Here is an 18,751-nt window from a genome sequence, read left to right on the forward strand (position 1 = left end):
AGCCGGGCATGCACGAAGACACCTCGCTGTTGCGGGGCCTGCTGCTGCAGTTCGCGCTCCGCACCCTCCTGGCGGTATTCATCGGGTCGGGCCTGCTGCTACAACCACCGAACGCCAACCGCTGGCTGCACTGGGGCATCTTGGCGGGCTACGCCGCGGCGGTCACGCTATGGGGGTGGTGGGCGCAGCGCTCCGCCGATCACCCGGACCAGCGCGCACACCGCGCGGTTTCCCTGCTCATGCTGTGCGCGGATCTGACGGTGGTGGCCGTCATCTCGGTGGATACCGGGCTGAGCTCGCCGGAGACCTGGACATCCGATGTGTTGCAGCACGGCCTGTTCCTGATCCCGTTGATCGCAGCAGCCCAGCTCGATCCCGTTGTCAGTGCCATGATCGCGATCCCGACCGTCGGCACGTTCTTCGTCGTCAACTGGATCGACCGCGAGGCCAACGGCCAGGAGCCCTGGGGCTCCATTCTGTTGCGGACTGCGATCGTGTTCGGCCTGGCGGCCGGGTCGGTCGCGCTGTCGTGGATCCAGCAATCGAAGACCAGAACCATCACCGGCCTGGCCCTGGAGCGCACCCGCCTGCTCGAAGAAGTCATCAGCCTGGAGAAGCGGGAGCGTCAGTCGCTCTCCGAACGCCTGCACGACGGTGCGCTGCAATACGTCCTGGTGGCCCGCCACGACATGGAGGACGTCCGCGACGGGTCGGTCGAGGGTATGGACCGCGTCGACTTCGCCCTGGCCGAGTCCTCCCGGCTGCTGCGCGACGTGGTGCGTGAACTACACCCCGAGGTGCTGGCCCGCGCCGGCCTCAAGGCCGCGATCACCTCACTGGCCGACAGCATCGCCGCCCGCACCGGCATCGCGGTCCATCTGGATGCCGACGGCTGGCCCGACAACCTGCGCACCGATGCCGATTATCTGCTCTACAGCGCGGCCCGGGAGTTCTCGACCAACGCGATCAAACACGCACAAGCCGACAATCTCCGATTCACTTTGGCGCACAACGGAAGCCGGGCCGAACTGCGCATCGCCGACGACGGCGTCGGCATCCCCGCGGACCGACTCGCGCAGAGCGTCGAGGACGGTCACATCGGGTTCGCGTCGATCTGCACCAAGGTGCTCGCCACCGGCGGCGAATTCGCGGTCACGGGTTCAGCCGGGACCGTCATCTCGATCGCGGTGCCGACCAGGACCGCTGGCCGGCAATCGGTTGCCTGATCACGAGAGGACCACGTAGATGCAGCCCAATTCACTCGATCCGATAGCCAGCGAGCGGCTGTCCCATGCCGACAAACTGTTCACCTCCGACCTGTCGATCAATGAATTCGCGCTGCTGCACGGCGCGGGATTCGCGCCGATGGAACTCGTGATGGGCGCATCGGTGTACCACGTCGGCTATCAGTTCACGGGCCTGCGTCAACAGTCGGAGCTGCCGGTGCTGACCGAGGCCACCTACCGCGCGCGGTGGAATGCCATGGCGCGCATGCAGGCTGAGGCCGACGCAATCGGTGCCGACGGAGTGGTCGGTGTCCGCCTCGACTGGCGGCACGTCGGCGAAGCCGACCATCTCGAGTTCATCGCGGTGGGCACGGCGGTGCGCTACACCGCGAAACCAGGTGCCTACCGCCGCCCCAACGGACAGGCGTTCAGCAGCCACCTGTCCGGCCAGGACCTGACGACGTTGTTACGGTCCGGATTCATGCCCGTCGCGTTCGTCATGGGGAACTGCGTGTATCACGTTGCTGTACAAGGGTTCATGCAGAACATGAAGCAGATGGGTCGCAACGCCGAAATGCCGCAGTGGACCCAGGGCAATTACGAAGCCCGGGAGTTAGCCATGTCCCGCATGCAGGCAGAGGCTGAACGTGACGCCGCAAACGGCGTTGTCGGCGTGCAGTTCGCCATCTCCAACTATGCGTGGGGCCACCACACGGTGGAGTTCTACGTCGCGGGCACCGCAGTCCGGCGCATCGGCGAGCCCGAAACCATCGCTCCGGCATTCGTCCTGCCGATGAGCGGGTGATGGCCGAGTTCGACCCCACCCGGGTGAGCGACACCGTGGCCGCGGCACTGGCCGGGCCGGCCGGAATCGCGGCCGTCGTCAACGTTTTCCGCGCGGTGCCCGGCGTCGTACATACGCCGGGCCGGCGTGGGTTGTTCCGCTCCGCGCCCGAGTGGGTCCAGATCGGCGACTGGCGTTACGAGATCGCAGCGGACGGGCGCCTGAAGGCGGCCCACGTTGTGAGCGACATCGTCATCGCCGAAGAGATGCTCGACGCGAGCGCCGTGGGACCGCATCTCGCGCGCGCCCTGACGCAGTTGGTCGCACGTCATGGCACCACGATCTGTCCGCACATCGACGCCGCTGTCGAAGTGCTCGCGATGAACCTCGGCTAGAGCACGCGGGCGGTCGGGGTGAACACCACCGGCATGGCCTCAGGGCCGCTGACGAAGTTGGCGGCACGCAGTGGCACATCCGCTCCCTCGGCCAAGCGTAGGTCGGGCAGACGCTGCAACAGCCGCTCGGTCATCAGGCGCAGCTCGAGCCGGGCCAGCTGGTTGCCCATACAGAAGTGGGTGCCGAAGCCGAAAGCCAAGTGGCTGTTGGGAGTTCGGTCGATGTGGAACTCGTTCGGGTTCTCGAACTGTTCGCCGTCGAAGTTCGCCGACTCGAACATCAGCATGACCTTCTCGTCCTTCTTCAGCTCGGTGCCGTAGAAGACGGTGTCCGCAGTCAGGGTGCGGCACATGTTCTTCACCGGGGAGGTCCAGCGCAGCATCTCCTCGATCGCGCCGGAGAGGAGACGGGACTCCCCACTCTGGTCTTCGCGCGAGCGCTCATCCACCACGAGGCGGTCCCACTGATCGCGGTGCCGCAACAGCTGTTCGACGCCGCCGGACAGCGTGTGCCGGGTGGTCTCGTCACCGCCGATCAAGATGAGCAGGGTCTCCATGACGATCTCGTTGTCGTCCATCCGCTGGCCTTCGACCTCGGAGTTGACCAGCACGGAGAACAGATCGTCGGTGGGGTTGGCGCGCCGGTCCGCGATCACGTCCATGGTGAAAGCGGTATATGCCGCAAAGGTTTCCATCAGCATCTGGATCGACGACTCATCCAGGTGCGACGACAGCCCGCACACCAGGTCGTCGGACCACTTGAGCAGCATCTCGCGCTCGGTGGGCAGCACCCCGAGCATGTCGCCGATGACTGCCATCGGCAGCGGAGCGGCGATATCCCGGACGAAGTCGGCCTCGCCTTTCTCACAGACGTTGTCGATCAGGGCGTCGCACAGCCGCCCGATGGAGGGCACCTTGTCCATGACGCGCTTGCGGGTGAAGCCGGCGTTGACCAGCTTGCGCCGCACCAGGTGCGCCGGATCGTCCATGTCGATCATGTACGGCATGCCCGGCTGGTCGGGGCGGATGCCGCCGGCGCTGGAGAACAGCTCGGCGTTGCGCTCGGCGTCGAGCAGGGACTGGTAGGTCGTCACCGCGGCCTGTCCGGTGCGGTCCCGGAACACCGGCTCGTTGGCCCGCATCCAGCGATAGGCCTCATGCGCGGCCTCGCGGTCGGCGTAGAACCGGCCGTCGGCCAGGTCGACGTCGGGGCGGGTGATAACACTTGTCACTTGATCTCCTGAGCGTCGGCGAAGGTCATGTCTACGTTGTCAGCGGAGCCCGAGAGCATGGCACGTTTCGGCAAGCCGAGGGCGGCCAGTTCCCGGGCGTACGCGTGGTCGCCCAGTCGCACCGTCACGCCCCCGGGCCGGTAGCGCACGCCCGACGGCCTCATCACGCCGACGGTCTCGCGGGTGACGCCGTCGAGGTGCGAATAGGTCGGGGGCGCCTGCGGTTTGGACGGCGCGGGCACCGGGAAGCCCGGCCGGAAGTCCATCCCGACGGCGAACTGGCCGTCGATGGTGACGTCGAAGGAGAATGAGCGGCCATCACGAGCCCCGGCCTGATCGTCCGCTCCGCGGACCCCGGCCTGATCGTCCGCTCCGCGGACCCCGGCCTGATCGTCCGCTCCGCGGACGGTGAAGTCCGCCATGACCTTCGGGTAGCCCCAGATGTTGCGGCCGGCCTCCAGTGTGAAGGCCTGGTCGACGGGCAGGTGATGAATGAAGGCGCCTGCCGACTGCAGCGCGCGCAAGCCCGAGGCGGTCGAGCCGGGCGGGTTCACCATGATGTTGGTGCCGTACTCGTGGTACTCGCCCAGGTCGCTGTCGACGTAGTGCATCAGCATCAGGACGGCGACCGCGCGCCGCGGGCGGTACCGGCAGACCTGCAGGCCGCTGTAGTCGATCATGTGTTGTGCGGCGTCTGCGTCGACCGAGAACATGGCCATGTGCTGCGTGGCCCTGCGGACGCGGACCGGCATGGTGAGCACGGTGCCCGCGATGGTGTGCTGCGAGGGTGCGGACTCGGTGGCGTCTGTCACAGCACAAATCTAGAACACGTTGTAGACACTCCGCAATAAGTGTCTACTGCCGCATTTGCGAACAGGCGTAAAACTGCACGTTGAAGCGCCAAACCGACAGCCTTACGCCCGTTCGCCCGGGAAACTAGACCAATTCAGCCAACTGCTTGATCTGCTCGACCGACTTGGCTCCGACGACCATCATGGTGACGCCAGAGGCCTCCCAGGCCTTAATCTGCTCCTTGACGTAGTCGAGGTTCCCGACGATCGCCGAGTCGTCGACCAACTCGTCCGGAATGACCTTGGCCGCCTCGTCCTTGCGGTCGCTGCGGAACAGCTTGGTGACGTCGTCGACGACCTCCGCATAGCCCATCCTGCGGTAGACGTCGGCATGGAAGTTGGTGTCCTCGGCACCCATCCCGCCCATGTAGAGCGCCAGGTACGGCTTCATCATCTCCATGACGGCGGGCCGGTCGTCGGTGACCACCACCTGAGCCGTCGCGCAGATCTCGAAGTCCTCCCGGGTGCGCCGCGCCCCCGGCCGGGCGAAGCCCTCGTCGAGCCACTCGTTGTACATGCCCGCGATGCGCGGCGAGTAGAAGATCGGCAGCCAGCCGTCGGCGATCTCGGCGGCCAGCGCCACGTTCTTGGGACCTTCGGCACCGAGCATGATCGGGATGTCCGCGCGCAGCGGGTGGGTAATGGGCTTGAGCGGCTTGCCCAGACCCGTCGTGCCCTCACCGGACAGCGGCAACGGATAGTGCGGACCATCGCTGGTGACCGGGGCTTCGCGGGCCCAGACCTTGCGTAGGATGTCGATGTACTCGCGGGTGCGGGCCAGCGGCTTGGGGAATTTCTGCCCGTACCAGCCCTCGACGACCTGCGGCCCCGAAACGCCCAGGCCCAGGATGTGGCGCCCGCCGGACAGGTGATCGAGGGTCAGCGCCGCCATGGCACACGCCGTGGGTGTGCGGGCCGACATCTGGATCACCGAGGTGCCCAGGCGCATCCGGGTGGTTTCCCGGCCCCACCAGGCCAGCGGTGTGTACGCGTCCGAGCCCCAGGCTTCGGCGGTGAAGACGGTGTCGAACGCCGCTTCCTCCGCCGCGGCGACGAGAGTCGCGTGATCGGTGGGCGGCTTGGCGCCCCAGTATCCGAGCTGCAAACCGAGTTTCATGAGGTCGCCTTTCCGAACGTGCTTGCCACGATTGTTAGAACCTGTTCTACTCGATGCTGTGAGCGCTAGCCAAAGCAGCCCAGCCCAGATGGCAGGCCATGAGCCGCCTCTTTCGGCCCCGCTGAAACTGTCATTCGACTACACCCGTTCAGTAGGTCCGGTGCTGAGTCAGTTCTTCACCGCGCTGCGCGGACGACGCGTCGTCGGCACCCGCGGGTCGGACGGCCGGGTACACGTACCTCCCGCCGAGTATGACCCTGTCACGTATGAGGCCCTGACCGAGGTGGTTCCGGTCGCCAGTGTCGGCACCGTGGTGTCGTGGACCTGGCAGCCCCAGCCCCTCGAAGGGCAGCCGCTGCAGCGCCCGTTCGCCTGGGCGCTGATCAAGCTCGACGGCGCCGACACCCCGCTGCTGCACGCCGTTGATGTCCCGGAGGGTTCACTGAAGGCCGGCGACCGGGTCCGTGCGCACTGGGTCGACGAGCCGGTCGGCGCCATCACCGATATCGCGTACTTCGTGCCTGGCGAGGATGCGGTAGCGCCGCTGCCGGCCGACGATCGTGACCCGGTGACCATGCTGGTGGTGCCGACGTCCATCGAAATCGAGCACACCGCTTCGCATCCCGAAACCGTGTTCCTGCGCGGCCTGCAAGAGGGCAAGCTGCTCGGCGCCCGCACGAAGGTCGGCCGCGACGGCAAGCCCGGCCCGGTGTTGTTCCCGCCGAAGGAAGCCGATGCCGCCACGGGCCTGGAGCTCGACGAGTTCGTCGAGCTGGTCGACCGCGGCACTGTGACGACGTTCGCGATCATCAACATCCCGTTCGCCGGACAGCGCATCAAGCCGCCGTACGTGGCCGCTTACGTGCTGCTCGACGGCGCCGACATCCCGTTCCTGCACCTGGTCACCGAGATCGACGCGGCCGACGTCCGGATGGGCATGCGGGTGGAGGCGGTGTGGAAGCCTCGCGAGGAGTGGGGCCTGGGCATCGACAACATCTCGCACTTCAAGCCATCCGGCGAACCCGACGCCGACTACGACTCATACAAGCACCACCTGTAAAGGCCGATGAGCGCTTGCGCGAAGAGAAGAGAACAGAGCAATGACTTCATCTGAAATAGCGGTCGTCGGGTTCGCGCATGCCCCGCATGTGCGCCGCACCGACGGCACCACCAACGGCGTCGAGATGCTGATGCCGTGTTTCGCAAAGCTGTACGCCGAGTTGGGCCTGAAGCAGACCGATATCGGCTTCTGGTGCTCCGGTTCGTCGGATTACCTTGCGGGCCGGGCATTTTCGTTCATCTCGGCCATCGACTCGATCGGCGCCATCCCGCCGATCAACGAATCGCACGTCGAGATGGACGCGGCCTGGGCGCTGTACGAGGCCTACATCAAGATCCTGACCGGCGAGGTCGACACCGCCCTGGTCTACGGCTTCGGCAAGGGCAGCGCCGGCACTCTGCGCCGGGTGCTGGCCCTGCAGACAGACCCCTACACCGTCGCACCGCTGTGGCCGGACGCCGTGTCGATGGCGGGCCTGCAGGCCCGCTTCGGCCTGGATGCCGGCAAATGGACCGCAGAGCAGATGGCTCAGGTGGCGCTGGACTCGTTCGCCGCCGGCGGCCGCACCGACCGCGAAGAGGTCACCGGCAGCATCGACGACCTGTTGTCTCGGCCGTTCTTCGCCGACCCGCTACGTCGCCACGACATCGCCCCGATCACCGACGGCGCCTCCGCGATCGTGCTGGCCTCGGCCGACAAGGCCCGGGAACTGCGCGAAAACCCGGCGTGGATAACCGGTTTCGAGCACCGCATCGAGACCCCGATCCTTGGCGCGCGCGACCTGACGACCTCGTCCTCGACCGCCGCATCGGCGCAGGCCGCCACCGGCGGGGACGCCGGCTCGATCGAGATCGCCGAGCTGCACGCGCCGTTCAGCCACCAGCAGTTGATCCTCGCCGAGGCGATCGGTCTCGGGGCGTCGACCAAGATCAACCCGTCGGGTGGCGCATTGGCCGCCAACCCGATGTTCTCGGCCGGCCTGGAGCGCATCGGCTTCGCCGCCGAGCACATCTTCAACGGGTCGGCGAACCGCGTGCTGGCCCACGCCACCAGCGGACCCGCGCTGCAACAGAATCTGATATGCGTCCTGGCGGGCTCGTGATGAGCGCTTGCGCGAAGAACAAAGGAACTTGCTAATGGCCAAGAATCTCGCCGCCGTCCTGGGCACCGGACAGACCAAGTACGTCGCCAAGCGTCTGGACGTCTCGATGAACGGCCTTGTGCGTGAAGCGATCGACCGTGCGCTGGCCGATGCCGGGTGCACCATGGCCGACATCGACGCCGTCGTGGTCGGTAAGGCACCGGACTTCTTCGAGGGCGTCATGATGCCCGAGCTGTTCATGGCCGACGCCACCGGCGCCACCAACAAGCCGCTGATCCGCGTGCACACCGCTGGTTCGGTGGGTGGCTCAACCGCGATCGTCGCCGCCAGCCTGGTCAAGTCCGGTAAGTACCGCCGGGTGCTGACCATGGCCTGGGAGAAGCAGTCGGAGTCGAACGCCATGTGGGCGCTCTCGATTCCGGTGCCGTTCACCAAGCCCGTAGGCGCGGGCGCCGGTGGCTACTTCGCTCCGCACGTGCGGGCCTACATCCGCCGCTCGGGTGCGCCGGAGAACATCGGTGCCATCGTGGCGGTCAAGGACCGGCTCAACGGCGCCAAGAACCCGCTCGCCCACCTGCACCAGCCCGACATCACCGTCGAGAAGGTGATGGCCTCCCAGATGCTTTGGGACCCAATTCGTTTCGATGAGACCTGCCCGTCATCCGATGGCGCGGCCGCCATGGTGATCGGCAATGAGGAAATCTCCGATGCCCGCGTCGCCGAGGGACATCCGGTGGCCTGGATTCACGCCACGGCACTGCGCACCGAACCGCTGGCCTACTCGGGCCGCGACCAGGTGAACCCGCAGGCCGGCCGCGACGCCGCCGCCGCCCTGTGGCGGGATGCCGGCATCACCAGCCCGATCGACGAGATCGACTGCGCCGAGGTCTACGTGCCGTTCTCGTGGTTCGAGCCGATGTGGTTGGAGAACTTGGGGTTTGCCGCCGAAGGCGAAGGCTGGAAGCTGACCGAGGCCGGCGAGACGGCCATCGGCGGCAAGATTCCGTTCAACGCCTCCGGCGGTGTGCTGAGCTCCAATCCCATTGGCGCGTCCGGCATGATCCGGTTCGCCGAATCGGCCATCCAGGTCATGGGCAAGGCCGGCGACCACCAGGTCGAGGGCGCCCGTAAGGCGCTGGGACACGCCTATGGCGGTGGCGCGCAGTACTACTCGATGTGGGTCGTCTCCAGCGACAAGCCGGCCAAGTAGCTGCCTGGGCTTCCTCCGTGAGCGTCGCGCCGGGCCCGATCGACGAAGTCGGGTTCGGCGCGACCTTTGACGCACCGATCGAAAAGAACAAGGATTCTCTGAAGCGGTACGCCGATATCCACATCCACTCCGGCTGGCAGGACTGACATGACAGTTTCCGACCCGAATCACCCCGCGCACCTGGCCGGCAAGCGCTCGCGCGATGCGGTGGCCGCCCGAGACAAGGAAGCCTGGCTGGCGAACTTCGCCGACGACGCCATCGTGCAGGACCCGATCGGACCGTCGTTCCTCGATCCCGAGGGCCAGGGGCACCGTGGCAAGGCAGCCATCTCGGCCTTCTGGGACAAGGCGATCGCGCCCACCGACAAGCTCGTGTTCAACTTCCTGACCACGTACCAGTGCGGTGACGAGGAAGCCAACGTCGGCAGCATCGTGACCACCATCGCCGGGCACGACTTCACCACCGAAGGCGTCTTCACCTACCGGGTGAACGAGGCCGGCCAGATGTCGGCGCTACGTGCATTCTGGGAAGCGCCGCGTTCGTCGTAATTTTCTAGAACGTCCAGGAGCCGGTGGGCTGCAGGACGAAGCCGTGGCCGCCGTCGGTGGTATCGATGCAGGCGGTGACGCCACCCGGCGCGACCCCGCACGTCATCGTCGTGAGCGTCACCTTCTCGCCTGGCGCCAATAACGCGGCCCCGGCGAGATCGGTCGGGTGGTCGCCGCGGTAATTGCTGATCGTGCCCTCGTTGGCCGCATGCACCTGTGCGATCCCGAATTCCCGGGGCGCCTTGGCATTGGGATCGGCGGTGACGGCCAGACCTGCCGTTCCCGGCACTGACCCGTAGCACCGCACCATCGGCGCCACCCCGCCCAGCGCGCTCATGAGACACGCCAGTCCGTCGGACGTGGAGAACTTCACCACCTGCTGATCTGTGCGCTGATAGGTCGCCAGATGGGTGGCGGTGACGACGTCGAAGCCCGCGAAATCCGGAAAATTGGGTGGCGGCGCGGCATGCGCGAGCGGGGCCGTGAGCATCACCGAAATACCAGCCAGGACGAAGAACGGCAGCTTCATGCGCCCAGTCTTGGCCGAACGCCGGCGCCGATGTCAGATTTCCGCGAAATCCGGCCCGATAGCCCTAAACCTCGTCCAGCCTCGCCAGGTAGCGCTCGGCCAACTCGCGGTAGGCCTGCGGGTTTGTGTTGATCCACGTCTCGGCGCCGGTCCCGGCGATCGGGCCGCGAATCTTGGCCGGCGAGCCCACGACCAGTACCTCGTCGGGGATCTTGGTGCCGGCGACCACCAGCGAGTGGGCTGCGACCAGGCTCCGCCGACCGATCACCACGCCGTCGAGGATGGTGCTGTTGTTGGCGATCAGCGCTTCGGCACCGACGTGTGCACCGTGCACGACGCACAGGTGGGCGATGGTCGCGCCGGGCCCGATATCGACCGGGATGCCGGGAGGGGCGTGCAGCACAGACCCGTCCTGCACGTTTGCGCCGTTGCGGATGACCACAGGCGCGTAATCCGCACGCAGAACCGCGTTGAACCACACCGACGCACCGGCCTCGACGCGGACATCGCCGATCAGGACGGCGGTGGGTGCGATGAAGGCCGTGGGGTCGACGGCCGGGCTTCGGCCCTCGAAGGAGTAAAGCGGCATGGTCAAAACCTACCCCGCCGCTTCCCTCGGCCTCGCGATACACCGCAGGTGGGGACGCTTGCATTGCGCTACACCGAGGAAAAACTGTAACGTGTTCTAGTTACTAGGCACAGATTGGGAGGCCAAGGTGAGCACCGAAACCGCGGGGGTTCGCGAGATCGATACCGGCGCGCTGCCGGACCGCTTTGCCCGTGGGTGGCACTGCGTGGGTCCTGTGAAGAACTTCCTGGACGGCAAGCCGCACTCGTTCGAGGCATTCGGCACCAAGTTGGTGGTGTTCGCGGACTCGAAGGGCGACCTGAAAATCCTGGATGGCTACTGCCGCCACATGGGTGGTGACCTGTCCCAGGGCACCATCAAGGGTGACGCCGTCGCGTGCCCGTTCCACGACTGGCGCTGGGGCGGCGACGGCAAGTGCCAGCTGGTGCCCTACGCCAAGCGCACTCCGCGGCTGGCGCGCACCCGTGCCTGGCAGACCGACGTCCGCGGCGGCTTGCTCTTCGTGTGGCACGACCACGAGGGCAACGCGCCGACCGAAGAGGTGCGGATCCCCGAGATCCCCGAATTCCACAGTGACAACTGGACGGACTGGCAGTGGAACTCGCTGCTGATCGAGGGCAGCAACTGCCGCGAGATCATCGACAACGTCACTGACATGGCGCACTTCTTCTACATCCACTACGGCCTGCCGACGTATTTCAAGAACGTCTTCGAGGGCCACATCGCCAGCCAGTACCTGCACAACGTGGGCCGGCCGGACATCGGTGGCATGGGCACCCAGTACGGCGAGGCGCACCTCGACTCGGAGGCCTCGTACTTCGGGCCGTCGTTCATGATCAACTGGCTGCACAACAACTACGCCGGCTACAAGGCCGAGTCGATCCTGATCAACTGCCACTACCCGGTCAGCCAGGACGCGTTCGTGCTGCAGTGGGGCGTCATCGTAGAAAAGCCCAAGGGCATGGACGAGAAGACCACCCAGAAGCTGGCCGACGCGATGACCGACGGTGTCAGCAAGGGCTTCCTGCAGGACGTCGAGATCTGGAAGCACAAGACCCGCATCGACAACCCGCTGCTGGTCGAGGAAGACGGCGCCGTCTACCAGATGCGTCGTTGGTACCAGCAGTTCTACGTCGACGTCGCCGACATCACGCCGGACATGACGGACCGCTTCGAGCTGGAGATCGACACCACGGTTGCCAACGAGAAGTGGCAGGGCGAGGTCGCCGAGAATCTGCGTCAGCAGGCCGAGGCCAAGGAATCCGCGGAGCAGTCCAGCTGATGCCCCAGCACGACGAACGGACCCAGGCGCCCGACGCAGAGCGCCTGGCCCGTTCGATGCTGCAGCTGATGGGTCACGGTGAAGAACACGATGACCACGCGCGTCCACCGTCTGGCGCGCCGGCGAGCGGATCTTGGTCCAAGGCACCGGATTTCGCCGGCGATCCGGCGCGGCTGGCCGCGGTTCGCGAGGCCACCGCGGCTGATCGTGAGCGGTACCTGACCTCCGGACTGGTTTCGGTGGACTGCCGGTTCTGTCACTCGACGGTGTCGGTCAAGAAGCTCGGCCCGGAACACACTGCGGTGCAGTGGAATTCGGCGGCGACGGAGCGGTGCGCCTACTTCAGCGAGATTCGCGCCGGAGGCGGCGACCCCAGCCGCAGCCGCTCGTGCCCGAAGATGTCCGACAGCATCAAGCATGCGGTCGCCGAGGGGTGCCTGGAGGAGTTCTCCACCGCCCCCTCCCCCGGTGACGGCTGAGCATTTCTTCTCGTCCCTTTTCACCGAAACGGCATTCCAGCAGGCCGCTACTCACGTTTTCACTGCTGGAACGCCGTTTCGGCGGTTACAGGTTGGCGAAGCGCTCCTTGACCTGCTCCTCCGTCAGCCCATAGTCGGACAGCGAGTAGGTGTGCTTCGGCGCCCGCGGGCCCTGCTGGGTCTTGGCGTGGCTGTCGGTCATCGCCTGCCGCGCGGCATCGGTGAACTCGATGTCGAAGGTGCGGTAGACGCCCTCGACGGCACCGACCGGGTCCTTGATGAACTCGAAGTAGTCGACGTCGCAGAACTGCTTCGGATCATGCTTGGCCCGTTCGGCATTGAACAGCTCGAGGCCGCGTGACCACGTCTCCATCGAGTCGTCGCCGATCACCTTGCCGGTGAACGTGTTCGACCAGCCCGCCGTGGTGTGCTGCGCAAGTGAGCACATCGACGCCATGATGGTCTCGGCCGGCCGGTGACACTGGACGACGAGCGCGTCCGGATAGACCTTGAGCAGCGCCTCCAGCGCGAACAAGTGACTGGGATTCTTGAGCACCCAGCGCTTTTCGGGCTCGTTCAAGCCGATCAACTGCAGGTTCTTGCGGTGCCGCTGATACGACTTGGTCCAGTCCTGCCGGGCCAGCCAGTGCGCGTAGGTCGGCACATGCGCCAGCGTCTCGTAGGAGACCGAATGCAGGGACTGGCGCAGCAACTGCCAGCACTCCTCGACCTCGTCGGCCGTCATGAAGTGCAGGCCCGTGTATTCGGGGTTCTCCTCGTGCGCCTGCTTGAACCGCGCATCGAGCGCACTGAAAACCGGGTTTTCCGACCAGGTTTCGCGCGGCGGCCGCGGCTGCGGGAATTCCGCCAGCCACATCTCGAGGCCCTGGTGGGCCGGGTCGGCGGTAAGCAACCGGTGGATCACCGTGGTGCCGGTGCGGGGCAGACCCGTGACGAAGATGGGCCGCTCGATCGGCACGTCGGCGTGCTGCGGGTACTGCTTGAACGCGGCGTTGGACACCAGCCGGGCCACCAGCGCGTTGCGGGTGAAGAACCGCTGCATCTTGCTGCCCAGCTCGGTCAGGTCGGCCTCGCGCTGAAACGAATCCAGCAGCACGCCAAGGGCTTCCAGGTAGTTGTCGTCGTCGCCGCCGAAGTCGTCCAGGCCACAGGCCTTGACGGCCGAGGCGTGCAAATCCTCGACGGTACCCACGTTGGTGCGCGCCGTGCTCATGCCTTGTACTCCCCGCAGTTGACGTCGAGCGACTGGCCGGTGATGCCGCTGGACAAATCGCTGGCCAGGAACAGGATGGCCGAGGCCACCTCGTCCTCGGTCGGCAGCCGCTTGAGATCGGAGCCGGCGGCCGATGCCGCGTAGATCTGCTCGACGGTGGTGCCGTACTTCTGCGCCTGGTGGCTGAAGTAGCCCTCCAGGGTTTCACCCCAGATGTAGCCGGGCATCACGGAGTTCACCCGAATGCCCTTCTCGCCCAGCTCGGTCGAGAGGGTCTGGGACATGGCCAGCAGGGCCGACTTCGCCATCTTGTAGGCGCCGTACTTGGCCTGCGAGTGCCGCACGACCATCGAGTTCACGTTCACCACAGCACCTTTGGCGGCTTCCAGCGCCGGGGTGAAGCCCTGCGTCATGCGCAGCGCGCCGAACACCGTCAGCTCGATCGCGTCGCGCATGTGCTCAAAAGTGGTGTTGGCGAACGGCTTCATGGACGGAACCCGAAACGCGTTGTTGATCAGCACGTCAGCCTTGCCGAACTCCTCCAAGGTGCGAGCCACCACATTGGCGACCTGCTGCTCGTCGGTAATGTCGGTGCCCACCGCCAGTGCGCGGCGGCCCAGCACCGTCACCTCTTTGGCGACATCCTCGAGGCGCTCCACCGTGCGGGCGGCCAGCACCAGGTCGGCACCGTTCTCAGCACATCGACGGGCCAGCGTCGTCCCGAGCCCTGGCCCGACCCCGCTGATCACCACTACCTTCCCATCGAGCAGTCCGCTCACGTTCAGCCCACCATCCTCTCGCCAATCAGCTTTTGCCGCAGCGCAATCCGCGCGCGCCAGTCCTCGTCCGAAATCTTGTTGCTCTCGTAGAACGGCAGCTTCGACGCCACCTCATCGAGGTCGACGACCTCGCACGTCGGGCCATCCTCGGCCGTCAGCTCGCGGGACACCCGCTGCCAGCGGAACTGCAGGTAGCCCTTGGCGTGGCCCAACGTCTCGCACCAGTTGGTCACGCCAGGGTTGTTCTCGGACACCACGATCCGGATCTTGCCGTCCGGATCCGCCTGCGCCTGAGTGCCGTTCAGCGACGTCTGGTGGTTGATGTAGTCCAGCGAGATGTACCAGAGGCTGCCCAGCTGGAAACCCAGGTACGGCGCGTCGGACACCGGCAGGGTGATGACCATGGCCTGGTCCGGCGTCATCTCGTAGTGCCCGACGGAGGAGTACTGCGTGGCCAGCCCACCCGGGGTCAGGCGCGGCGCGGTCAGGGTGTTGACCGGCAGGTTGTCGTAGAACCACTTCGGGAACTGCAGCCAGGTCTTGACGCGCTGCACCAGCTGCTTCCCGGCGACGGCGTACCGCTTTTCGATGAGCTCACGGGTCAGCGGCTCCGGCGCGGTGCCCGCGGTGTCGGTGCGGGAGATGGCGAAGCAACCACGCTGCGCCGACCAGTCGTTGTAGACCTCGCGGATCACCAGCTGTGCCGGCGTGGCCGGTGTGAACCGCCACTCGAATGTGCCGTCCTCGGCGATGTCGAGCTTGCGGTCGTCGAACGCGGTCTCGCTGTCCGGCACGTTGGCGTCGGTGTACTCGCCACCGAGCAGCTGGAAGCTGACGTCGGTGGTGGTGCCGCGCCGCCCGGTGACGACGTATTCATGGCCGGCCTGCACGCGGGTGCCGAAGTACATGGTGTCGGGATTGTCCAGGCCCATCTTCTCGAACGGGCCGGTGCCACTGTGCAGGAACGGGTGGTCCTTGTCGAAATCGAACGCGACGTGCGTGCACGAGGCGATACAGCCGGCGAGGTACTGCAGGCCTTCGAGCAGGTCGGCCTCGGTTTCGATGAACGGCGCCGCGGCGACGAGGCGCTCGGCCTCGGCGACGGCATCGACGAACGACTGTGAGAACATACGGCACACCCTTCCGTTCCAATATTGGAACGCATCGGTAGATATTCCGACTGAAGAGTAGAACGTGTTGCAGTCGCCGTCAATGCCGCAGGGCGCCCCCTGCAGGCCGTCACCGACCGGCCGCGCGCTCCTCAACCGCCGCAGTCAGCACGGCGATGTGCCGACGCTGGACCTGCCACTTCACCACCGACCACACCGCGAGCGCGGCCAGTACAGCGGCGATCACCAGATGCGCCGTCGTCGGCACCCGCAACGCCGGCACCACAGCGAAGACCACCAGCGGCGCCACGGCACCTATGCGCTGAAGGTTCAGCGTGCGACTGCGTGCCAGCCACCCGCGCCATGCCGCGGGTTCGATGCGCACCGGCAGCCGGCCGGACTTCAGCGCAGCCGCGAACTCGCCGTACTGCGCGGCCGAGCCGTAATCCCTGCGCAGCAGGTGTTCACCCCAGAACGCCGCGAACACCATCGCCACAGACACGACGGCGGCCGCCGCCAGCACGACATGCGACGACGGCCCGGCCGGGTAGTAGATCGCCGCCACCAGCGCGGCCACGGCCAGACCGATGGCGGCGTTCGCGCCGATGCGCACAGCGGCAGGCAGCTGGTACCAATTGGTCGAAGTGGTCATTGTTGCTCCTCTCGAAGCGGGCCGATCTGAACCCGCACAGGTAAGAGGGCGCTCGGCGGGGATAGGGACACTTTTTCGCGCGACGGTTTGGAAGACGCGCCTGCCGGCGGAGAGCAGGCCCGCCGTCACGGTCCATATTTGGACCGATGTCGTACATTCCTTGCCATGACTGACACCGGTCGCGCGTCGCCGCCCACCGCCCGCGTCGTGGCGGTGCTGGACTTCCTGGCCAGTCACCCCCAGGAACAGTTCGGGCTGTCCGAGCTGGCGCGTCGGCTCGACCTCAGCAAGCCCACCTGCCTGGGCATCGTCACCACACTCGCCGAAGCCGGCTATCTGGTGCGCGATGCGGCCGAGAAGACCTACCGGCTGGGGCCGCGGCTGATCACTCTTGGCCACACCGCGCAGGAGTCCATGCGGATCAGTCCGGCCGCGCGGGCAGAGCTGCGCCGGCTCTCCGAGGCGTTCAATGCCACAGCGGCACTGTCGGCGGTGGTCGACGATCGCATCACGCTGCTGGAACTCGTTGCACCGCAAGGCAGTCCGGAGCCGGTGCAGGTCGGGCAGAGCTATCCGTTCGCCCCGCCGGTCGGCCTCATGTTCGTGCTGTGGGACGAACGCGCGGTGCGTGACTGGCTGGCCAAGGAGCCGACGATTCCGCTGCGCACCGACAGCGCCCGGCTGGAGCGGGTGATCGCCGAGTGCCGCGAATCAGGCTATCTCGTGGAACGACTGACACCGGGTGGGCGGCGGCTGTACGCCATGATGGCCGGCATGTCGAGCAACCTGCCCGACGAACTACGGGTCCTGCTGGGCGAACTCGTCTCTGACATCGGCGAACGGGTGTACCTGCCGAGCGAGGCCAGTGGGCGGACCAAGCACGACATCAGCGTCATCGCCGCGCCGGTGTTCGACCATCACCAACGGCAGGTGATGGTGCTGTCACTCCAGATCGGTCGGGCCCTGACCGACGCGGAGATCGGTAAACGGGCTCGTGGGCTGGTAGCCGCAGCTGCGGCGCTGACGGCGCAGCTCGGTGGCTCCCAGCCCGACCGAACGTGAGCTTGTGTCCGAAATCCGTTGCCGGATTGGCACATAAGCTCACATTCGGCGGGTGAGGACTAGACGCCGCCCAGGACAGCGAGCGCGTCGGTCGGTGCCACCTGCAGGCCGCAGCGGTCCTTGAACGCGGCCAGCGGAGCCTGGATGCCGCGCAGCGCGTCGGCCTGGTCCGGGTGCTCCTTGAAGTAACCGTCGAACTGGTTCATGGCGGTGAACGCCGGCTGGCGGGTGGCATCCAGCAGTGAGCTGTCGGCATCCGGGTGCGCGGCGAAGTAGTCCGACAGCTGCAATGTGACCGAGCTGATGGTCTTGGCCAGCGTCGCGGTGCTGCAGTCGGCGACGGTGGCGGCCGGGGCCACAGTGGTCGACGCAGGGGTGGTCGACGCAGGAGTGGTCGACGCAGGGGTAGTCGACGCGGTCGGCGACGTCGGGCTCGCAGGATCAGCGTGCACCTGGGGGGTGGCCAGCGCGGCGCAGGCGGCTCCCAGGGCAATGAAGCCGAGAGTGGAACGGCCGAAAGTAACGGCACGAGTCATGGAGTCCTCCTTGGTTCCGGCCGCATCGATCTACCCCGGCCTCTGGAGGTACTTCGCTCACTACGGCGCTGGTGTTACGCAAGTGGACAAAACTGCAGTTCAGAACGACTCGCCGAGGGCAATCGCAGCCGTGTCGTCTTAGCTCCACGCGGCCCGCAGGAACAGCCACCACGGCCGCCACATCCCCAGCCCATCCGCCAGGCCTTGCGAGTCGAGTTTGCTGATAGTTAATACAGCCGTCATGAAAATCGCCGTCGACGTTCTATGCTGATGGCTCGTGCGGACAGCTTTCCACGAGCAACTCGACGCTCTCAACGACCGTATCGCCGGATTGTGCGAACTTGCTGCGACAACGATGCAGCTGGCTGCCGGCGCATTGCTGCACGCTGACGTAGAAGCCGCCGAACAGGTTCTCGACCGCCAGCACGAAATCGATCACGGTTCCGCTGCCCTGGAAGCGGAGGCCTTCACGATCCTGGCCCGCCAAGCTCCGGTGGCCCGTGATCTGCGTGCCGTCGTGAGCACGCTGCGAACCGTGGCCGATCTCCAGCGCATGGGGGCCCTGGCAGCGCACATCGCCCAGATCGGGCGCCGTCACTACCCTGAGGCAGCCGTACCCGCCGAAGTGCGCGGCCACTTCACCGAGATGGGCCGCATCGCCGCGGAATTGGCTTTTGAGGCGAAACATATTGTGCTCGAAGAAGATTCGGAAAGAGCGGCACAGCTCGGCACCGAGGACGAAGCGATGGACGACATTCACAAGCGCCTGTTCGCCATTGTGATGCACCCGGATTGGCGGCACGGCACGGCCGCAGCGGTGGAGGTCACGCTGCTCAGCCGCTACTTCGAACGCTTTGCCGACCACGTGGTCGAGATCGCGGACCGCATCATCTACCAGACCACCGGCACCCGGCCGAATTGACGCCAACCGCACCGGCGAAGCCCGTCAAAGCCACTGGTCAGGGCACTTGATG

General features: G+C 66.3%; 22 protein-coding genes. 12 read left to right on the forward strand and 10 right to left on the reverse strand.

The window, feature by feature from the left end; genetic code table 11:
• The first annotated feature begins 8 nt into the window (after positions 1-8).
• Genes ACX12F_RS25430 through ACX12F_RS25440 form a run of 3 tightly spaced genes read left to right on the forward strand, consistent with a single transcriptional unit; the run spans position 9 to position 2,405 of the window.
• The gene (locus tag ACX12F_RS25430) at positions 9-1,226 is read left to right on the forward strand and encodes a sensor histidine kinase (RefSeq protein ID WP_459367035.1); all 1,218 of its coding nucleotides are present in this window, start codon (positions 9-11) and stop codon (positions 1,224-1,226) included.
• A gap of 19 nt (positions 1,227-1,245) precedes the next feature.
• Positions 1,246-2,031 (forward strand): heavy metal-binding domain-containing protein, encoded by a 786-nt coding sequence (locus ACX12F_RS25435; protein ID WP_459367036.1) that lies wholly within the window; start codon positions 1,246-1,248, stop codon positions 2,029-2,031.
• Entirely contained in the window at positions 2,031-2,405 is a 375-nt protein-coding gene (locus ACX12F_RS25440; RefSeq protein WP_459367037.1) for a DUF5073 family protein, read from the forward strand. The genes ACX12F_RS25435 and ACX12F_RS25440 overlap by 1 nt, the downstream gene beginning before the upstream one ends.
• Here ACX12F_RS25440 and ACX12F_RS25445 read toward each other — a convergent pair.
• From ACX12F_RS25445 to ACX12F_RS25455, 3 genes are all read right to left on the reverse strand, one after another.
• Positions 2,402-3,637: a cytochrome P450 gene (locus tag ACX12F_RS25445; protein WP_459367038.1), complete on the reverse strand. Its 1,236-nt coding sequence runs from the start codon at positions 3,635-3,637 to the stop codon at positions 2,402-2,404. The genes ACX12F_RS25440 and ACX12F_RS25445 overlap by 4 nt on opposite strands.
• The gene (locus tag ACX12F_RS25450) at positions 3,634-4,389 is read right to left on the reverse strand and encodes an acetoacetate decarboxylase family protein (RefSeq protein WP_459370505.1); all 756 of its coding nucleotides are present in this window, start codon (positions 4,387-4,389) and stop codon (positions 3,634-3,636) included. Before ACX12F_RS25450 ends, ACX12F_RS25445 begins: the two co-directional genes overlap by 4 nt.
• 184 nt (positions 4,390-4,573) lie before the next feature.
• Positions 4,574-5,605 (reverse strand): LLM class F420-dependent oxidoreductase, encoded by a 1,032-nt coding sequence (locus tag ACX12F_RS25455; protein ID WP_459367039.1) that lies wholly within the window; start codon positions 5,603-5,605, stop codon positions 4,574-4,576.
• Between the two features lie 58 nt (positions 5,606-5,663).
• On the opposite strand from ACX12F_RS25455, the gene ACX12F_RS25460 reads away from it, so the two are divergent.
• From ACX12F_RS25460 to ACX12F_RS25480, 5 genes are read left to right on the forward strand one after another with little or no spacing between them, the layout of a single operon-like run.
• A complete protein-coding gene (locus ACX12F_RS25460; RefSeq protein ID WP_459367040.1) occupies positions 5,664-6,665 on the forward strand; it encodes a Zn-ribbon domain-containing OB-fold protein in 1,002 nt (333 codons plus the stop codon).
• A 40-nt stretch (positions 6,666-6,705) separates the two neighbouring features.
• A complete protein-coding gene (locus tag ACX12F_RS25465) occupies positions 6,706-7,767 on the forward strand; it encodes a thiolase family protein (RefSeq protein WP_459367041.1) in 1,062 nt (353 codons plus the stop codon).
• A 34-nt stretch (positions 7,768-7,801) separates the two neighbouring features.
• The gene (locus ACX12F_RS25470; protein ID WP_459367042.1) at positions 7,802-8,977 is read left to right on the forward strand and encodes a thiolase family protein; all 1,176 of its coding nucleotides are present in this window, start codon (positions 7,802-7,804) and stop codon (positions 8,975-8,977) included.
• Positions 8,978-8,994: 17 nt separating this feature from the next.
• Complete coding sequence (locus tag ACX12F_RS25475; protein WP_459367043.1) at positions 8,995-9,123, forward strand: hypothetical protein; 129 nt, start codon at positions 8,995-8,997, stop codon at positions 9,121-9,123.
• 1 nt (position 9,124) lies between these two features.
• Positions 9,125-9,526, forward strand: a complete 402-nt coding sequence (locus tag ACX12F_RS25480; protein ID WP_459367044.1) for a nuclear transport factor 2 family protein — start codon at positions 9,125-9,127, stop codon at positions 9,524-9,526.
• A gap of 4 nt (positions 9,527-9,530) precedes the next feature.
• Here the strand turns inward: ACX12F_RS25480 and ACX12F_RS25485 are convergent, their stop codons facing one another.
• Both ACX12F_RS25485 and ACX12F_RS25490 read right to left on the reverse strand, forming a co-directional pair.
• Entirely contained in the window at positions 9,531-10,055 is a 525-nt protein-coding gene (locus ACX12F_RS25485; RefSeq protein WP_459367045.1) for a hypothetical protein, read from the reverse strand.
• Between the two features lie 64 nt (positions 10,056-10,119).
• Entirely contained in the window at positions 10,120-10,644 is a 525-nt protein-coding gene (locus ACX12F_RS25490) for a gamma carbonic anhydrase family protein (protein WP_459367046.1), read from the reverse strand.
• Positions 10,645-10,771: 127 nt separating this feature from the next.
• On the opposite strand from ACX12F_RS25490, the gene ACX12F_RS25495 reads away from it, so the two are divergent.
• Together ACX12F_RS25495 and ACX12F_RS25500 are read left to right on the forward strand one after the other, a co-directional pair.
• Positions 10,772-11,926, forward strand: coding sequence for a 3-ketosteroid-9-alpha-monooxygenase, oxygenase component (locus tag ACX12F_RS25495; protein WP_459367047.1), 1,155 nt, complete (start codon positions 10,772-10,774; stop codon positions 11,924-11,926).
• Positions 11,926-12,405, forward strand: coding sequence for a hypothetical protein (locus ACX12F_RS25500; RefSeq protein WP_459367048.1), 480 nt, complete (start codon positions 11,926-11,928; stop codon positions 12,403-12,405). The genes ACX12F_RS25495 and ACX12F_RS25500 overlap by 1 nt, the downstream gene beginning before the upstream one ends.
• 85 nt (positions 12,406-12,490) lie before the next feature.
• On the opposite strand, the gene ACX12F_RS25505 is transcribed toward ACX12F_RS25500, so the two are convergent.
• The 4 genes from ACX12F_RS25505 to ACX12F_RS25520 all read right to left on the reverse strand — a co-directional run bounded on the left by ACX12F_RS25505 (position 12,491) and on the right by ACX12F_RS25520 (position 16,179).
• The gene (locus ACX12F_RS25505) at positions 12,491-13,639 is read right to left on the reverse strand and encodes a sulfotransferase family protein (RefSeq protein WP_459367049.1); all 1,149 of its coding nucleotides are present in this window, start codon (positions 13,637-13,639) and stop codon (positions 12,491-12,493) included.
• Positions 13,636-14,418 (reverse strand): SDR family oxidoreductase, encoded by a 783-nt coding sequence (locus ACX12F_RS25510; RefSeq protein ID WP_459367050.1) that lies wholly within the window; start codon positions 14,416-14,418, stop codon positions 13,636-13,638. Before ACX12F_RS25510 ends, ACX12F_RS25505 begins: the two co-directional genes overlap by 4 nt.
• Positions 14,419-14,420: 2 nt before the next feature.
• A complete protein-coding gene (locus tag ACX12F_RS25515) occupies positions 14,421-15,548 on the reverse strand; it encodes a hypothetical protein (protein ID WP_459367051.1) in 1,128 nt (375 codons plus the stop codon).
• 109 nt (positions 15,549-15,657) lie between these two features.
• Positions 15,658-16,179, reverse strand: a complete 522-nt coding sequence (locus tag ACX12F_RS25520; protein WP_459367052.1) for a hypothetical protein — start codon at positions 16,177-16,179, stop codon at positions 15,658-15,660.
• A gap of 165 nt (positions 16,180-16,344) precedes the next feature.
• Between ACX12F_RS25520 and ACX12F_RS25525 the strand changes: the two genes are divergently transcribed.
• The gene (locus tag ACX12F_RS25525) at positions 16,345-17,241 is read left to right on the forward strand and encodes an IclR family transcriptional regulator (protein WP_459367053.1); all 897 of its coding nucleotides are present in this window, start codon (positions 16,345-16,347) and stop codon (positions 17,239-17,241) included.
• Between the two features lie 59 nt (positions 17,242-17,300).
• On the opposite strand, the gene ACX12F_RS25530 is transcribed toward ACX12F_RS25525, so the two are convergent.
• Complete coding sequence (locus tag ACX12F_RS25530; RefSeq protein ID WP_459367054.1) at positions 17,301-17,777, reverse strand: hemophore-related protein; 477 nt, start codon at positions 17,775-17,777, stop codon at positions 17,301-17,303.
• 277 nt (positions 17,778-18,054) lie between these two features.
• Here ACX12F_RS25530 and phoU point away from each other — a divergent pair, with 277 nt between their 5' ends.
• The gene (phoU, locus tag ACX12F_RS25535) at positions 18,055-18,699 is read left to right on the forward strand and encodes a phosphate signaling complex protein PhoU (RefSeq protein ID WP_459367055.1); all 645 of its coding nucleotides are present in this window, start codon (positions 18,055-18,057) and stop codon (positions 18,697-18,699) included.
• Positions 18,700-18,751: the final 52 nt, after the last annotated feature.

The organism is Mycolicibacterium sp. HS_4_1 (genome assembly GCF_054515875.1).

Excerpts from the sequence above, each read along its gene's own strand:
- ACX12F_RS25480 (WP_459367044.1), top strand. The coding sequence starts at position 9,125 with ATGACAGTTTCCGACCCGAATCACCCCGCGCACCTGGCCGGCAAGCGC.
- ACX12F_RS25530 (WP_459367054.1), bottom strand. The coding sequence starts at position 17,777 with ATGACTCGTGCCGTTACTTTCGGCCGTTCCACTCTCGGCTTCATTGCC.
- ACX12F_RS25440 (WP_459367037.1), top strand. The coding sequence starts at position 2,031 with ATGGCCGAGTTCGACCCCACCCGGGTGAGCGACACCGTGGCCGCGGCA.
- ACX12F_RS25505 (WP_459367049.1), bottom strand. The coding sequence starts at position 13,639 with ATGAGCACGGCGCGCACCAACGTGGGTACCGTCGAGGATTTGCACGCC.
- ACX12F_RS25500 (WP_459367048.1), top strand. The coding sequence starts at position 11,926 with ATGCCCCAGCACGACGAACGGACCCAGGCGCCCGACGCAGAGCGCCTG.
- ACX12F_RS25435 (WP_459367036.1), top strand. The coding sequence starts at position 1,246 with ATGCAGCCCAATTCACTCGATCCGATAGCCAGCGAGCGGCTGTCCCAT.
- ACX12F_RS25525 (WP_459367053.1), top strand. The coding sequence starts at position 16,345 with ATGACTGACACCGGTCGCGCGTCGCCGCCCACCGCCCGCGTCGTGGCG.
- ACX12F_RS25465 (WP_459367041.1), top strand. The coding sequence starts at position 6,706 with ATGACTTCATCTGAAATAGCGGTCGTCGGGTTCGCGCATGCCCCGCAT.
- ACX12F_RS25430 (WP_459367035.1), top strand. The coding sequence starts at position 9 with ATGCACGAAGACACCTCGCTGTTGCGGGGCCTGCTGCTGCAGTTCGCG.
- ACX12F_RS25485 (WP_459367045.1), bottom strand. The coding sequence starts at position 10,055 with ATGAAGCTGCCGTTCTTCGTCCTGGCTGGTATTTCGGTGATGCTCACG.
- ACX12F_RS25470 (WP_459367042.1), top strand. The coding sequence starts at position 7,802 with ATGGCCAAGAATCTCGCCGCCGTCCTGGGCACCGGACAGACCAAGTAC.
- ACX12F_RS25490 (WP_459367046.1), bottom strand. The coding sequence starts at position 10,644 with ATGCCGCTTTACTCCTTCGAGGGCCGAAGCCCGGCCGTCGACCCCACG.
- ACX12F_RS25455 (WP_459367039.1), bottom strand. The coding sequence starts at position 5,605 with ATGAAACTCGGTTTGCAGCTCGGATACTGGGGCGCCAAGCCGCCCACC.
- ACX12F_RS25450 (WP_459370505.1), bottom strand. The coding sequence starts at position 4,389 with ATGCCGGTCCGCGTCCGCAGGGCCACGCAGCACATGGCCATGTTCTCG.
- ACX12F_RS25520 (WP_459367052.1), bottom strand. The coding sequence starts at position 16,179 with ATGACCACTTCGACCAATTGGTACCAGCTGCCTGCCGCTGTGCGCATC.
- ACX12F_RS25515 (WP_459367051.1), bottom strand. The coding sequence starts at position 15,548 with ATGTTCTCACAGTCGTTCGTCGATGCCGTCGCCGAGGCCGAGCGCCTC.